Consider the following 14,528-nt stretch of genomic DNA (forward strand, 5'->3'; position numbering starts at 1 on the left):
CATGCCGAAGTACCTGATCCGCCGGCTCGGCCAGGCTGTCCTGGTCGTGGCCGGCGTGATCGTCCTCACCTTCGCCATCATGCGCCTGGTTCCAGGCGACCCGGCCGTCGCGTACGCCGGGCCGAAGGCGACGGCGGCCGAGCTGGCAGAGGCCCGGCAGCGGTTCGGTCTCGACGACCCGCTGCCGGTCCAGCTCTGGAACTACGTGCGCGACCTGCTGGGCGGCGACTGGGGGACCAGCCTGCACACCCGGCAGCCGGTCCGCGACGACCTGCTCCAGGCGTTCCCCGCCTCGCTGGAGCTCGTGGGCGCCGCGCTGATCATCGCGCTGGTCGTGGGCATCCCGCTGGGGATCGCCGCCGCGCGGTACAAGGGCCGCCTGCCCGACCTGACGGTGCGGCTGTCGTCGATGCTGGCCGTGTCGGTGCCGGTGTTCTGGCTGGCGCTGGCCCTGCAGACGGTCTTCGCCAGCGGGCTCGGCTGGTTCCCCGTGGCCGGGGAGTACGACGCGTCGCTCGACCAGACCAGCCCGCTGAGCCTCTACACCAACATCACGGCGGTGGACGCGCTGATCGGCGGCAACTGGCCGATCCTCACGAGCACGCTGTCGCATCTGGTGCTGCCCGCGCTGGTCATCGCGGCGTACCCGGCGGGGGTCGTGGCCCAGATGACCAGGGCGGCCCTCATCGAGGAGTCGTCGCGCGACCACGCCAGGCTGGAGCGCGCGCTCGGCTTCGGGGAGACCGCGGTGCTCACCAGGTTCGCCCTGCGGCCCGCGCTGAACCCGGTGCTGTCGCTGATCGCGCTCGTCTTCGCGTACTCGATCGTGAACGGCTTCCTCGTGGAGGCCGTGTTCAACTGGCCGGGCCTCGGGCGGTACGCCGCCGACTCGATCCGCTCGCTCGACACCCCCGCCATCGCCGGGGTGACGCTGCTGGTCGCCGTGCTGTACGTGGTCGCCAACCTCGCCGTGGACCTCGTCCAGGGGCTGGTCGACCCGAGGGTGAGGGCCCGATGACCGCGCCGGCCCTGCCCGCGTTCCGCCGTACGCCGCTGCGGCGCCTGGCCGGCGTGGACCGCCTCGCGGTGGCGGGGGCCGTGCTGCTGGCGCTCATCGTGCTGGCGGCGCTGCTCGCGCCGTGGATCGCCCCCTATCCGGAGGACGGCGGTTCCGCCACCCATCCGCTGGAGGCGCTGCTGCCGCCGAGCGGCGCCCACTGGTTCGGCACCGACCAGGTCGGCCGCGACGTGCTCAGCCGCGTCCTGTTCGGCGCTCGCACCTCGCTGCTGATCGCGGTCGCGGTGCTGGCGGTCTCCGGGGTGGCCGGCGTCCTGCTCGGCGTCGTCGCCGGGTACGCCGGCGGCTGGGTCCGCGACGTGATCATGCGGGTCACCGACATCTTCCTCGCCTTCCCCGCGCTGCTGCTGTCGCTGGCGCTCGCCGTGGTCCTGCAGCCCAGCGTGACCACCGTGATCGTGGCGATCGCCGTCACCTGGTGGCCGTGGTACGCCCGGCTCACGGCGTCGGTCGCCGCGTCGGTGTCCACCCGGGGCTTCGTCGACTCCGCGCGCTGCCTCGGCGTGCCCGCCCCGCTCATCGTGCTGCGGCACGTGCTGCCGAACTCGCTCACGCCGGTGCTGGTCCAGTTGTCGCTGGACGGCGGCGGGGTCATCCTCACCGCCGCCGCGCTGTCGTACCTCGGCCTCGGCGCCCACGAGCCGACCCCGGAATGGGGCCTGATGGTCCAGCAGGGCCAGTCGCTGTTCACCACCGACTGGTGGGTGGTGACCTTCCCCGGTCTCGCCATCCTGCTCACCGCGTTCGCGTTCAACGTGCTCGGCGAGGGACTGAGGGCGAGGTTGTCGCGATGAGCGGGCGGATCAGTGAGCGCGGCGTCCGGCGAACGCCCCCGCTCGCCGAAGGCGAGGAGTGCGCATGAGCCTCATCAGTGTGCGGGACCTCGTCGTGCGGATCGGCGACCGCGTGATCGCGTCGGTCCCCGAACTCGACGTCGCCGCGGGGGAGTGCGTGGCGCTCGTCGGCGAGAGCGGGTCGGGCAAGACCACGACCCTGCTCGCCACGCTCGGCCTCGTCCGCGGCGCGGACGTCTCCGGGAAGATCACCGTGGGCGACGTGGACGTGCTCGCGGCGAGCCCCGCCCGGCTGCGGGAGATCCGCGGCTCGCGCGCCGCCCTGGTCATGCAGAGCCCGCAGGCCGCACTCAACCCCACCATGCGCCTGGGCACGCTCATGCGCCGGGCGCTCGCCAGGCACGGCGTCAAGGGCGCCGCCGCGCGCGAGCGGGCGCGGGAGGCGGTCCGCGCCGTGCTGCTCGACCCGGAGATCCTGCGCCGCTATCCCCATCAGGTGTCCGGCGGCCAGGCGCAGCGCTTCGCCATCGCGCTGGCCCTGGCACTCGGCGCGCAGGTGGTGCTGGCCGACGAGCCGACCAGCGCGCTCGACGTGACCGTGCAGGCAGAGGTGGTCGCGGTGCTGCGCCGGCTGCGCGACGAGCGCGGGCTCGCCATGCTGCTGGTCTCGCACGACCTCGCGCTCGTCTCCACGATCGCCGACCGGGTCGTGGTGATGCGCGACGGCGCCGTGGTGGAGAGCGGCTCCGCCGCCGACGTGTTCGGCCGGCCGCGCGACCCCTACACCCGAGAACTGATCGCCGCGGTGCCCGCACTGCCAGAGTCCGCGGAGGAGCGATGACGCTGCTCGCCGCCGAGGGGGTCACCCTCGCCTACGGCGCCACGGCCGTGGTCCACGACGTGAGCCTCGCCATGGACGAGGGCGGGGTGGGTCTGATCGGGGAGAGCGGCTCGGGCAAGACCACGCTCGCCCGCGCCCTGCTCGGCCTCGTGCGCCCCCGCTCCGGCGTCGTCCGGTACGGCTCACGCGACCTGGCCGCGCTCGGCAGGTCGGGCCGGGCGGAGTTCCGCCGGGCCGTGCAGCCGGTCTTCCAGGACGGCAGCGAGGCGCTCGACCCCCGCATGACGGCCGGGGCCTCGATCACCGAGGCGCTGACGACGCACCACCGCATGTCGCGGGCCGCGCGGCGCGACCGGGTGGAGGCGCTGCTGGCCGACGTGGGGCTCGCCCCCGCGATCGCCGCCCGCAGGCCCCACGAGATGTCCGGCGGCCAGCGGCAGCGGGTGGCGATCGCTCGCGCGCTGGCCGTGGAGCCGCGACTGCTGGTGCTCGACGAGCCCACGAGCGCGCTCGACGTGACCGTGCAGGCGAGGATCCTGGAACTGCTGGAGAGGCTGGCCGCGGAACACGGGCTCGGCTATCTGCTCATCACGCACAACCTCGGCGTCGTCGGGCGGCTGTGCCGTACGTCGTCGGTGCTCTTCGCCGGGCGGGTCGTCGAGTCGGGCCCGACCGGGGAACTGCTCACGCGGCCGGTCCATCCCTACACCAGGGCCCTGCGCGACGCGGTGCCACGCCTGGGCGGAGAGCCCCCGGCCACGACCGGGCGGACCGAGGCGGCGCCGGCCCCGTCCGGCTGCCCGTTCCGGCTGCGCTGTCCCCTCGCCGTGGACCGCTGCCGGGACGAGGCGCCGCTGCCGCGCGAGGTCGAGGGGCGCAAGGTGGCGTGTCACCGCGCGGAGGAGGTGCTGAGCGGTCTCCCGGCCTCCTCCACGTCTCGCGCCGGAGGTGAGGCGTCGGGTGCGCCGCGTCAGTGACCTGCTCAGGACGCCCGCCGGCCGCAGGCTGACACTCGTCGCGGGCCCGTGGGACGCCCGCGAGGTCGACGGCGTCGTCCTCGTCGAGGAGATGCGCGAACTGGCGACGGCCGCCCCCGGCGCGCTGGCGATCCTGTCCCGCCACGCCATGCGGTCGTGCGACGTGCTCGACGCGCTGCGCCTGGCGGGGCGCGCCCGCCTGGCCGGGATCGTGCTGCCGGGTCCGGCGGGCACGACGCCCGAGATCGTGGAGCTGGCCAGGCGGGAGGGGGTCGCCCTGCTCGCCGGGGCCTCCGACCACTCGCTGTCGGACGCCGTGCTCGGCCTCAGCGCGGCCGTACGCGCCGATCCCGGGCTGCTGCTGCGCCGTACGAGGGAGGCGATCGACGGGCTCGGCGCGATGGAGGGCGCGGGCGAGACCGACATCCTGCGGGCGGCGTCGGCCTCCATCGGGGTCGTGTACACGGTCGCCGACCTGGCCGACTCCGCGGCGAACTCGACCGTGATCCGGGTCGGCGGCCGGCCGGACGGCTACGTGTGCTGGGACGGCGAGGACCCGGCGGCGGCGATCGTCGCCCAGGTCGTCGCGACCACGCTCGGCCGGGTGCGGGCGACCGCCCGGGAGGCGGAGGCGGCCCGCGAACGCGCGCTGCTCGGCCTGCTCGGCGCCAAGGACACCAGGGCCGCCGCCCGCCGTGCCCGCCACGAGGGCGTGCCTGTGGACGGCTGGCACGTCGCGGTCTTCCTGCGCGATCCCGCCCCGGATCCGGCTACCGACGCCGTGCGGGGCTCCCCGGGCGCCGGGGTGGCCGATCCCGTGCTGCGTCAGGTGCGCAGGACGGTCGCCTCCCTTCTGCCGGGCCTGCCTGATCTGCCGGACCTGTCCGGGCCGCCGCTGGTCACCCGATGGCAGGACGGCGTGCTCGTGGTCCTCACCAGCGACGAGCGGACGGCGCCGGGCGCCCCGGGCGCCCCGGTCACGGGCATGGCCGTGGGCGTCGGCACCTGCCAGGCGGGCCCCGACGGGCTGCGCCGTACGGCCTCGCAGGCCCGCGCCGCCGCCGCGGGCGCCGCGCCGGGGGAGATCGTCAGCTTCGACCGGCTCGGCGTCCACGCGATCCTCGCGGAGCTGGCCGGCAGCGAGAGCGCACTGGTCGCCGCCCGCGACATGCTCGCCCCGCTGGACCACCTCGGGGCGCTCAGCACGCACGCCGTGCCCACGCTGAAGGCGTACCTGGACTGCTGGGGCTCCCGGACCAGGGCGGCCGAGCTGCTCAGCCTGCATCCCAACGCGGTGGCCCACCGGATCAGGCGCATCGGCCAGGCGCTCGGCGCCGACCTGTCCGACCCGCAGACCCGCTTCGCGCTCCAGCTCGCCTGCCACGTGGTGCTCGGCCACGACTGTCTCCCGGGCACAACAAGGCCGATCACATCGTTGTGAGGGCACATCGACGCCGCTCCCGGCCCGATCTACGTTGCCAGGCATGACAACGGTCATCGGAGTGGACGTCGGCGGCACCTTCACCGACCTCGTCCTGCACGACGCCGCGACCGGCGAGATCAGGGTCGCCAAACAGCCCACCACGCCGTCCGCGCCGGAGCGCGGGGTCCTCGCGGCGGTCGACGCGGCCGTGCCGCGCGACCTGCTCGCCCGGTGCCGCCACTTCGTGCACGGCACCACCGTCGGCCTCAACGCGCTGCTCGAACGGCGCGGCGCGAGCGTCGGCCTGATCACCACGGCGGGCTTCCGCGACGTGCTGGAGATCCGCAGGGGCGACCGCGACGACCCCTACGACCTGTCCTGGACGCCGCCGCCGCCGCTCGTGCCGCGCCGGCTGCGCCTGGAGGTGGCAGAACGGGTGGCCGCCGACGGCTCGGTCGTGCGCGAGCTCGACCCCGACGGCGTACGGCGGGCCGCCGAGACGTTCGCGGCCGAGGGCGTGGACGCCGTCGCGATCGTGCTGATGAACTCCTACGCCAACCCCGCGCACGAGACGAGGGTGGCCGAGCTGCTCGCCGAGGCCGGGTTCGCCGGGCCTGTCTCGCTGTCGCACGAGGTCTCGGGGGAGTACCGGGAGTACGAGCGCACCTGCACCACGGTCGTGGACGCGTTCGTCCGCCACCGGATGGGCCCCTACCTGCACAACCTCGACCACGAGCTGCGGGAGAGGGGTTTCGTCGGCGAGCTGCTCGTGACGCGGTCGGGCGGCGGCGCGCTGGCGCTGGCCGAGGCCGCGGCCCGGCCGTTCGAGACGATCCTGTCCGGCCCGGTGGCCGGGGCCGCCGCGACCGCGCGCCTGGCCGCGTCCCTCGGGCTCGGCACGGCCGTCGCCGCCGACGTGGGCGGCACCAGCTTCGACACCGCGCTCATCGAGGACGGGCGGCTTCCGCTGCTGTACCAGGGCGAGGTCGTCGGCCTGCCGCTGCAGAGCCCTTGGGTGGACGTGCGGTCGGTCGGCGCGGGCGGCGGATCGATCGCGTACGCCGACGCGGGCGGCCTGCTGCGGGTCGGCCCGCGCAGCTCGGGCGCCGACCCGGGGCCCGCCTGCTACGGGCGCGGCGGGACCGAGCCCACGGTGACCGACGCCGCCCTGCACCTCGGCATGATCCCCCGCGGGCGCATCTCCGGCGGCATCGAGCTGTCGGCGGCGGACGCGGCCCGCGCGCTGGCGCCGCTGGCCGGCCTGACCGGCATCGACGGCGTGGACGCCGTCGCGGTCGGCGTCATCAGGATCGCCGCCGCGCACATGGCCCAGGCCGTGCGCGGCGTGACGGTGGAGCGGGGCGTCGACCCGCGCGGCTCGGCCGTCGTCGCCTTCGGCGGCGCCGGGCCGGTGTTCGGCTGCCTGCTCGCCGACGAGCTCGACGTGGACACCGTGGTGGTGCCGCCCAACGCGGGCAACTTCTCCGCCGTCGGGCTGGTGCAGGCCGACATCGTGCGCTCGGCCGCCCGCACGATGGTGCGCCCCCTGGACGACGCGGCGCTGACGGCGGTCGGCGACGTGGCACGGTCGCTGTTCGAACGGCTCGCGCGGCCGGGAGCCGTGCGCGAGGTGGACCTCGACCTGCGCCACCGGGGCCAGGAGCACACGCTGACGATCCCGGTGCGGCTCGGGGAGGACGACCCGGCGGCCGTGTCCGCGCGGTTCGCCGAGGCATACCACCGGGCCTTCGGCCACACCCTGCCCGACCCGCTGGAGATCGTCACCGTACGGGCGACCAGCCGGGTCGTGCTCGACGACGAGCGCCCGCTGGTGCCCGCTCCGCCCTCGGGCGGTGGCGGGGCGGGGACGACCCGGCTGTGGTCGTTCCGCCGGGGCGCCTGGACCGAGGCCCCGGTCGTACGGCGGGAGGACCTGACCGGGGTGGCCGAGGGCCCGCTGCTGGTGCTGGAGCCGACCGCGACCGCCTACGTGGACGCCGGCTTCGCGGTGGAGGCCCACGAGAGCGGCTGCCTCCTGATCACAAGGAAGGACCGGCCATGACGATCGTCCGCACCCGATACTCGGAGGCGCACCCCGGGCTGGGCGACGGCGCGGACCCGGTGACCACCGAGATCATCCGGCAGGGGCTGAACGCCGCCGCCGACCAGATGAAGCAGTCGCTGATCCGCACCGCGTTCTCGCCGATCATCTACGAGGCGCTGGACTTCGCCGTCGCCTTCTACGACGCCGACATGTGCATGCTGGCGCAGGCCCCGACGCTGCCGGCGTTCATGGGCACGCTCGGCTTCTGCGTGCACGAGGCCGTCGAGGGCGTCGGCGGCCCCGCCGCGCTCAGCCCCGGCGACGTGATCCTCTACAACGACCCGTACGGCACGGGCTCCCATCCCCAGGACGCGGCGATGGTGGTGCCGATCTTCCACGACGACGTGCTCGTCGGCTACTCGGCGATCAAGGCTCACTGGCTCGACATCGGCGGCAAGGACCCCTACTGCACCGACACCGTCGACGTGCACCAGGAGGGCACGATCTTCCCCGGGGTCAAGCTGTACGACGCCGGGCGGCTGGTCAGCGACGTCTACCGGATGATCCTGGCCAACAGCCGGATGCCCGAGATGGTCATCGGGGACATCAACGCCATGGTGGCCGGGGCGCGGACCGGCGCCGAGGCGCTCGCCGCGCTGGTGCGGCGGCACGGCCTCGACACCTTCCGCCGCTGCGTGGCCCGCATGTACGCCCACGGCGAGGCGCTGGTGCGCGGCTGGTTCGACCAACTGCCCGACGGCGTCTACCGGGCGTCGAGCGTCATCGACTCCGACGGGGTGAACGGCACGCCGATCCCGTTCGGCGTCGAGGTCGTCGTGGACGGCTCGTCGGTGACGGTCGACCTGACCGACTGCCCCGACCAGGTCGGCGGGCCGGTCAACTGCCCGCTGCCGTCCACCGTGGCGGCCGTCAGGATCGCGGTGTCCTTCCTCGCGGGCGCGGGAGAGCAGCCCAACGAGGGCCACTTCCGGCCGCTCGAACTGGTCACCCGGCTCGGCTCGCTGTTCCACCCCGTACGGCCCGCGCCCTGCTTCATGTACGGCATCCCATCCGACCACGCCATCGAGCTGATCCTCAGGGCGCTGGCCGAGGCCGTGCCCGAGTCGGTGCCGGCCGCCAGCGGCGGAGACATCAACGCGCTGGTGTGGTGGGGCAACCGCGAGGCGACCGGCGAGCCGTGGGCGGATGGCGCGCCGCACCCGGTGGGTCAGGGCGCGTCACGGTCGGCCGACGGCGCGAGCGCGCTGATGTACATCTCGGAGTCGGCCACGCGCTTCACCCCCGCCGAGGTGTGGGAGGCGCGCAACCCCTGGCGGATCGAGCGGCTCGCCCTGGCCGAGGACTCCGGCGGCCCCGGCCGTCACCGTGGCGGCCTGGGACTCGACCTGTCCTTCCGGGTGCTTGAGGACCAGTACCTCACTTCGGGCCTGGCGAGGACCGCGCTGGCGCCCTGGGGCATGGAGGGCGGACTGCCGGGCCGGCCCAACCGGCTCACCGTGGAGTATCCCGACGGGCGCGTGGAGGACTTCTCGCTGAAGACGCGGATCTTCCTGCCCAAGGGCGCGGTCGTGCACCTGCGCACCGGCTCGGGCGGCGGGTACGGCTCACCGGGGGAGCGCGACCCCGAGGCCGTGCGCGCCGACCTGCGGGAGGGCTACATCACCCACGAGCACGCCCGGCGCCACTATCCCCACGCCCTGTGATCGAGCCCTGTGAGCACGCCATGGGGACGCGCTCACAGGGCACGCAGGCCGCTGATCACCTCGCCGAGGAGCTTCTCGGTGGGGAAGCGCGCGACGTTCGCGGGCGGGCGCACCTTCACGAGACCCTGCTCGTGGAGGTCGCCCACCAGCACCCGTACGACGCCGAGCGGCAGGTCGATGGCCGCGGCGATGTCCGCGAGCGACGCCGGGCGGGCGCACAGACTGAGGATCATCCACTGCTCGGGGCCGAGGCTCACCGGCGTCGGCCCGCCGACCGCGGTGACGATGGCGACGAGGTCGATCTCCTGGCTGGATGGCCGCACGCGTCCGCGGGTGAGAGCGTAGGCCGGCACGATCGGCCCGGCCTCCTCGTCCAACCACTGGTCCTGCATGCGCTCCCTCACGTCTCGTCCTCCTCGCCGGTGTTCTCTTTGTCCTGTGGCCCCCGTTTCAGCGAGGCGAGGATGATGTCCTCCGGGGTCACCTCTCCCGCGGCGAGACGGGCGAGGTCAGGGTCTTTCGGGCCGACCATGAGCGTGGATGGGAGCAGCACGATGGCGGTCGTTCCTCCATAGGGCGAGGGCCGCAGCGTCACCCGGATGTCCCGCCGCGCGGCCAGGCGCGCGACGACGAACAGTCCCATGCGCTCGGTGTCCGCGATGTCGAACTCCGGCGGAGCGGCCAGACGCTCGTTCAGCTCGGCGAGCCGCTCCTTGGTCATGCCGAGCCCGCGGTCCTCGATCTCGACCGTGAAGCCCGTGCCGACGAGTTCGCCGCGTACCGTCACCGACGTGTGCGGCGGCGAGAAGATGGTGGCGTTCTCGATCAGTTCGGCGATGAGGTGGATGACGTCGGCCACCGCCGCGCCGTCGAGCCCGTGGTCTTCCATGGGCAGCACGGTCACCCGGGCGTAGTCCTCCACCTCGGCCGCCGCCCCGCGTACGACGTCGTACATCGGGACGGGTTTGCGCCAGGCGCGGCCGGGGGCGTTGCCCGACAGGATGATCAGGCCTTCGGCGTGGCGGCGCATGCGGGTGGTCAGGTGATCGAGCCGGAACAGCTCCTCCAGCATGTCCGGGTCGGTCGTGTGCCGCTGCATGCCGTGCAGCTGGGTCCGCTGCCGGTGCAGGAGCGTCTGGCTGCGCCGGGCGAGGTTGAGGAAGACCTGGCTGACGCCCCGCTGCAGCCGGGCCTGCCCGATGGCGGCCTCCACCGCGGTCTTCTGGACGGTGGAGAAGGCCCGCCCCACGTCCTGGATCTCGGCTGTCCCGCCCGCGGTCTGGATCGCCGGCGCCTCCGTGGCCACGTCCACGTCGTCGCCCCGCTTGAGCTTGGCCAGCACCCCCGGCAGCCGCTGGTTGGCCAGGTCGAGCGCGGCCTGCCGCAGGTCGGCCAGCTCACGGGCGAGACGCCCGCCGACCCGTAGCGAGATCAGGATCGAGGCCACGACCGCCAGCAGACCGAAGCCTCCGACCAGCACGGCCCGCCGCAGGATCGAGTCGGCGATCGGCGCGGCGCGCTGGGCGAGCAGGGCCGCCGCCTCGCTCTGCGCCTTCTGGAAGGAGTCGGCCAGGTCGTCGGAGGTCGACTGCCACACCCGCTGCGTACGCGCGGAGAGCGTGGGCGCCGCGATGATCTGCTCCTCCTGGAGCCGCAGACGCTGGTAGAGCGGAGTGGTGATCAGGTTGACGTGGAGCTGCCGCAGGCCGGCGTCCAGCTCGGGCAGTCCCTGGTCGATGAGGAACCGGCGGTTGCCCACGAGCTGGGTGAACAGCTTGCGCTCCTCGTCGGTGAGGCCGCCGGACGCGCCCGCGGCCGCCGCCAGCGCCTGCTCCCTGGTCAGCAGCTCCTTGGCGTACCCGAGCGAGATCACCACACGCGACTGCTGGTAGATCGGGATGTCGTCGATCAGGGCCAGGCTGTAGTGCATGCGGTAGATCGCGTCGCTCACCAGGTTGTAGGTCTCGATGGCGTACAGCCGCTCGGAGAGCCCTTCGTCGATCTCCGCGCGGATCTCGTCGATCCGGCCGAGCCCGGCCAGCATCTCGTCGACCTGCGTGCGCATGGCGGCGGTGGTGGCCGACCGGGAGGAGTCGGACAGGGCCAGCGTGCGGACCTTGTCCCTGGCCGCGTTGGTGCGCTGCCGCTGCCCGCTCATCACCGCGAGGTCGTCGGCCCGGTGTGACCCCAGGTAGCGGGCCGTCGCCAGCCGCTCCGCCTGGAGCTCGACGATCAGGGAGTCCGCGGGCCGCCGCAGCGTCGCCCACAAGGTGTTGTACGTGCGCAGGCTGAGGCTCTCGCCGATGGTGACGCCGGCGGTGACCACCCAGAGAACGACCAGTGAGAAGAGGGGTACGAGGAGCAGGCCGATGAGTCGCGACCTGATCGGCCGGTCACGCCCGCGCGGACTCATGGCACCTCGCCCAGTGAGGACAAGCCTCACATAAGACCTTTTTGAGACAGAGCTAGAGACTAGCAGTGGGGGTGGTCGTCAGGAGACCCCTGTGATCGATTGGCGGGAGATATCGTCTCTAATCGTGATCTTGCAGTAGCGTCGATCATGGGAGATACGGAAAGGACCCGCACGTATGCGCCGTTTCCTCGTGCTGGGAGTGCTGGCCGTGCTGGCCCTGGCGGGTTGCGGCGGAGGTGAGGTCCGCGAGATCTCGTCCGTGAACCTCCCGTCGGCGAAGGACTCCACCTTCGTCTACGTGCACCATCTCGACATCGTCACCGACTGGGACCCGGCGAGCTCGTATTCCAACGAGGTCGTGGCGATGGAGAACATCTACGACTCGCTGACGAAGTACAACCCGAGGACGCGGCGCGCGGGGCCGCGCCTCGCCGAGCGCTGGCAGACGTCGCCCGACGGCAAGGTCTGGACGTTCACCCTGCGCGCCGGCGTGGTCTTCCACACCGGACGCCCGGTGGACGCCGCCGCGGTGAAGGCGTCGATCGAGCGCACCAAGCGGATGGGCGCCGGCGCGGCCTACATCTGGGACCCCGTGCAGCAGATCACGGTCGTCGACCCGCTCACCGTGGAGTTCCGGCTCAATTACGCCGCCCCGCTCGACCTGATCGCCTCCGCGGGCTACGCGGCGTACGTCTACGACACCCAGGCGGCGGGCTCGGGCGACCTGAAGAAGTGGTTCCAGGCCGGCCGTGACGCCGGCTCGGGGCCGTACACGGTGGCGAGCTGGAAGAAGGGCAGGGAGAAGGAACTCGTGCTGCGCGCCTTCGACCGCTACTGGGGCGGATGGGAAGGCCCGCACTACCGGAGCATCGAGTTCCGCGTCGTCCCCGACCCCGACGAGGCGTACCGGCTGGTGCTGCGGGGCGAGGCGAGCTACGTGCAGCGGCTGAACTCCAAGCTGTTCCAGCGGGCCCGCGCGACCGCGGGCGTGCGGACCCTGCAGGTGCCGTCGTTCCAGAACCTGCTCGTGCTGTTCAACACCGCCTCCGGACCACTCACCGACATACGGCTGCGCAAGGCGGTGCAGAAGGCCATCGACTACGACGGCCTGGTCGACGCGCTCAAGGGCGCGGCGGCGCCCGCGTCGGGCCTGGTGCCGGAGGGCCTGCTCGGTCACACGCGCGGCATGGTCCAGAAGCAGGACCTCGCCCGCGCCGCCGAACTGCTCGCCGATGCCGGATACGGCCCGGGCGGCGAGCCGCTGCGCCTGACGCTGACCTACGCGCAGGGGGACGACGACGAGGCCCTGCTGGTGCGCAGGCTCACGCAGACGCTCGCCGAGCTGAACGTGCAGCTCGACGCCGAGGCCATGCAGTGGACCGACCAGTGGGACCGGGGCAAGTCGGCGGACCCGGCCAAGCGCCAGGACATCTTCGTCATGTACTGGTATCCCGACTACGGCGACGCCTACTCGTGGCTCCTCAACGTCTTCCACAGCGCGGAGCCGGTGTCCTTCAACCTCACCTACCTCAAGAACAAGGACCTCGACGCCAAGATCGACAGGCTGCCCTCACTGGGGACGAACGACCGCGCGGCCGCCGAGAAGGCGTACGCCGAGCTCCAGCGCATCCTCATCGAGGACAAGGCGGTGGTGGCCGTGCCGTGGGTGACGAACTACCAGCGGGCCTATCTGGGCAACGTCCAGGGCTTCACCGACAACCCCGCCTATCCCAACGTCGTCTTCGTGCACGAGCTCATCCCCGGCGGCTGAGCCGTGCCCGCGCGGGGCGCGGGCACGCGCGGTCAGCCCCGCAGCCTGCGGCTCAACCCGCCGCAGTGAGGCCCGCGCACCTGGCGGGGCCGCCGCGACGCGGGCTCGTCGAGCTGGGCGAGCATGGCCTGCGCGGCGGCGGCGTCGGCCAGGATCCGCTCCGCCTGCTCACCGTCGGGAAGCTGTCCGTGCTCGGCCAGCTCGTGCTGGAGGAAGGCGAGCGGCGCCGGATGGCCGGCGGCGTCCGCGGCCACTGAGGCGCGAGCGGCGGTCAGCAACGCGAGATAGTGCGACCGCAGGATCGCCTCACGCGTACGCAACAGCTCCAGGTCGTCGAGCAGGGAGTGTGCGAGCTCGAGCAGGTCGCCCGGGCGCGGCTGCTCGGCGGTGATGTGGGCGCGGATGTCGTCGAACTCCGACCGCATGATGATGGCCACCTCCAGCGACGGAAGTCCGGGCGGCCGGGTTGGCGCCGTACGGGGACTTCCGCATCGTGTTCGTAGCGCGGGGCGATTGCGAGCGGCTTGACGTTCGGTTGCGTGGGGACAGGACGACTCGTCAGAGCCGTGGAGGAGCACGCGGACGACGGCCACCCATGGCGTTCGTCCCGCACCTCGTACCTCCCCGAGTAGTCCGCGCCATGCCGGCTGCTCGCCGCGGCCCTAAGTAGATGCTTGAGAGCGGGATCTGGTTGTCCCTGCCTGCTCGCACGTTTTGCCGGGTGCCGGAGGCGGGGGAGGCATCGGCCTGTGACCTGCGGGAACCCCGGCCGGCGGCCGGATCCTCGTACGAGTGCCCGCACGACCATCCGGCGGGCGCGGCGGGGAATAGCTCCATGGCCGGGGGCGTTGTTCTCCTATTGGGTCATGGCGGTGCCGGACCCTGGTAATCTTGTGGTGTCGGCGCGGTTCGGCGCACTCCTCTTCAGTCGCTTCGGTGGTTGTGTTGGGTGTGCGCGGGCCGGTGGTCGGTGTTCTCTCGTGGTCTTGCTGGGGTTGCTGGTCCGGTTTTGCGTCGGGCTGGGGGTTCGGGTAAGTTCGAGGGGTTGTCCCGGAAACGGGGCGGTCGAATTCCTGTCGATTGGCGGGTTTCTGGTCAAGTTGGTCCCGGCGGGGCGGATTTGACAAGGAACTGCGGGTCGGGAAGGATTAAGACATAACGAACGAAGCGAAACGCCCCGGAGCGTGGGACCTGGTTGACGGGTTTCGGGTGATGGTGGTCGCGTCCGTTTCTTGAGAACTCAACAGTGTGCTAAAAGCCAGTGCATGAATCATGCATGACCCCGTCATATCGGTGGTTTCACCGGTGACGGATTCCTTTGAACGGCATCCTTTCCTTTGCTGGGGGGTGCCTGCCGGAGTGATTTCTTTTCAAGCATTGTTTGGAGAGTTTGATCCTGGCTCAGGACGAACGCTGGCGGCGTGCTTAACACATGCAAGTCGAGCGGAAAGGCCCTTCGGGGT

11 protein-coding genes and 1 rRNA gene are annotated in these 14,528 nt (G+C 72.5%); 9 read left to right on the top strand and 3 right to left on the bottom strand.

Annotated features, from left to right (window positions below):
• Window position 1: 1 nt before the first annotated feature.
• The 7 genes from HHX31_RS14835 (at window position 2) to HHX31_RS14865 (ending at window position 8,881) form a co-directional block, all read left to right on the top strand.
• Window positions 2-1,018, top strand: a complete 1,017-nt coding sequence (locus tag HHX31_RS14835) for an ABC transporter permease (protein WP_169948826.1) — start codon at window positions 2-4, stop codon at window positions 1,016-1,018.
• On the top strand, window positions 1,015-1,872 hold the full coding sequence (locus HHX31_RS14840) for an ABC transporter permease (protein ID WP_169948827.1): 858 nt from the start codon (window positions 1,015-1,017) through the stop codon (window positions 1,870-1,872). The genes HHX31_RS14835 and HHX31_RS14840 overlap by 4 nt, the downstream gene beginning before the upstream one ends.
• 64 nt (window positions 1,873-1,936) lie before the next feature.
• The gene (locus HHX31_RS14845; protein ID WP_211589676.1) at window positions 1,937-2,713 is read left to right on the top strand and encodes an ATP-binding cassette domain-containing protein; all 777 of its coding nucleotides are present in this window, start codon (window positions 1,937-1,939) and stop codon (window positions 2,711-2,713) included.
• On the top strand, window positions 2,710-3,690 hold the full coding sequence (locus HHX31_RS14850; protein WP_169948829.1) for an ABC transporter ATP-binding protein: 981 nt from the start codon (window positions 2,710-2,712) through the stop codon (window positions 3,688-3,690). The genes HHX31_RS14845 and HHX31_RS14850 overlap by 4 nt, the downstream gene beginning before the upstream one ends.
• Window positions 3,674-5,131: a helix-turn-helix domain-containing protein gene (locus tag HHX31_RS14855; protein ID WP_169948830.1), complete on the top strand. Its 1,458-nt coding sequence runs from the start codon at window positions 3,674-3,676 to the stop codon at window positions 5,129-5,131. Before HHX31_RS14850 ends, HHX31_RS14855 begins: the two co-directional genes overlap by 17 nt.
• A gap of 43 nt (window positions 5,132-5,174) precedes the next feature.
• The gene (locus HHX31_RS14860; RefSeq protein ID WP_169948831.1) at window positions 5,175-7,175 is read left to right on the top strand and encodes a hydantoinase/oxoprolinase family protein; all 2,001 of its coding nucleotides are present in this window, start codon (window positions 5,175-5,177) and stop codon (window positions 7,173-7,175) included.
• Window positions 7,172-8,881, top strand: a complete 1,710-nt coding sequence (locus HHX31_RS14865) for a hydantoinase B/oxoprolinase family protein (RefSeq protein ID WP_169948832.1) — start codon at window positions 7,172-7,174, stop codon at window positions 8,879-8,881. The genes HHX31_RS14860 and HHX31_RS14865 overlap by 4 nt, the downstream gene beginning before the upstream one ends.
• A gap of 32 nt (window positions 8,882-8,913) precedes the next feature.
• Here HHX31_RS14865 and HHX31_RS14870 read toward each other — a convergent pair whose 3' ends face one another.
• Both HHX31_RS14870 and HHX31_RS14875 read right to left on the bottom strand, forming a co-directional pair.
• The gene (locus HHX31_RS14870) at window positions 8,914-9,285 is read right to left on the bottom strand and encodes a DUF742 domain-containing protein (RefSeq protein WP_311931790.1); all 372 of its coding nucleotides are present in this window, start codon (window positions 9,283-9,285) and stop codon (window positions 8,914-8,916) included.
• Window positions 9,282-11,294, bottom strand: a complete 2,013-nt coding sequence (locus HHX31_RS14875; protein WP_169948833.1) for a nitrate- and nitrite sensing domain-containing protein — start codon at window positions 11,292-11,294, stop codon at window positions 9,282-9,284. The genes HHX31_RS14870 and HHX31_RS14875 overlap by 4 nt, the downstream gene beginning before the upstream one ends.
• Window positions 11,295-11,469: 175 nt before the next feature.
• Here HHX31_RS14875 and HHX31_RS14880 point away from each other — a divergent pair, with 175 nt between their 5' ends.
• On the top strand, window positions 11,470-13,065 hold the full coding sequence (locus tag HHX31_RS14880; RefSeq protein ID WP_169948834.1) for an ABC transporter substrate-binding protein: 1,596 nt from the start codon (window positions 11,470-11,472) through the stop codon (window positions 13,063-13,065).
• A 32-nt stretch (window positions 13,066-13,097) separates the two neighbouring features.
• Here the strand turns inward: HHX31_RS14880 and HHX31_RS14885 are convergent, their stop codons facing one another.
• Complete coding sequence (locus HHX31_RS14885) at window positions 13,098-13,490, bottom strand: hypothetical protein (protein WP_169948835.1); 393 nt, start codon at window positions 13,488-13,490, stop codon at window positions 13,098-13,100.
• Between the two features lie 953 nt (window positions 13,491-14,443).
• On the opposite strand from HHX31_RS14885, the gene HHX31_RS14890 reads away from it, so the two are divergent.
• Window positions 14,444-14,528: ribosomal RNA gene (locus HHX31_RS14890) — 16S ribosomal RNA — on the top strand; the annotation flags it as partial.

This window comes from Microbispora sp. H11081, assembly GCF_012999535.1.
GTDB lineage: Bacteria > Actinomycetota > Actinomycetes > Streptosporangiales > Streptosporangiaceae > Microbispora.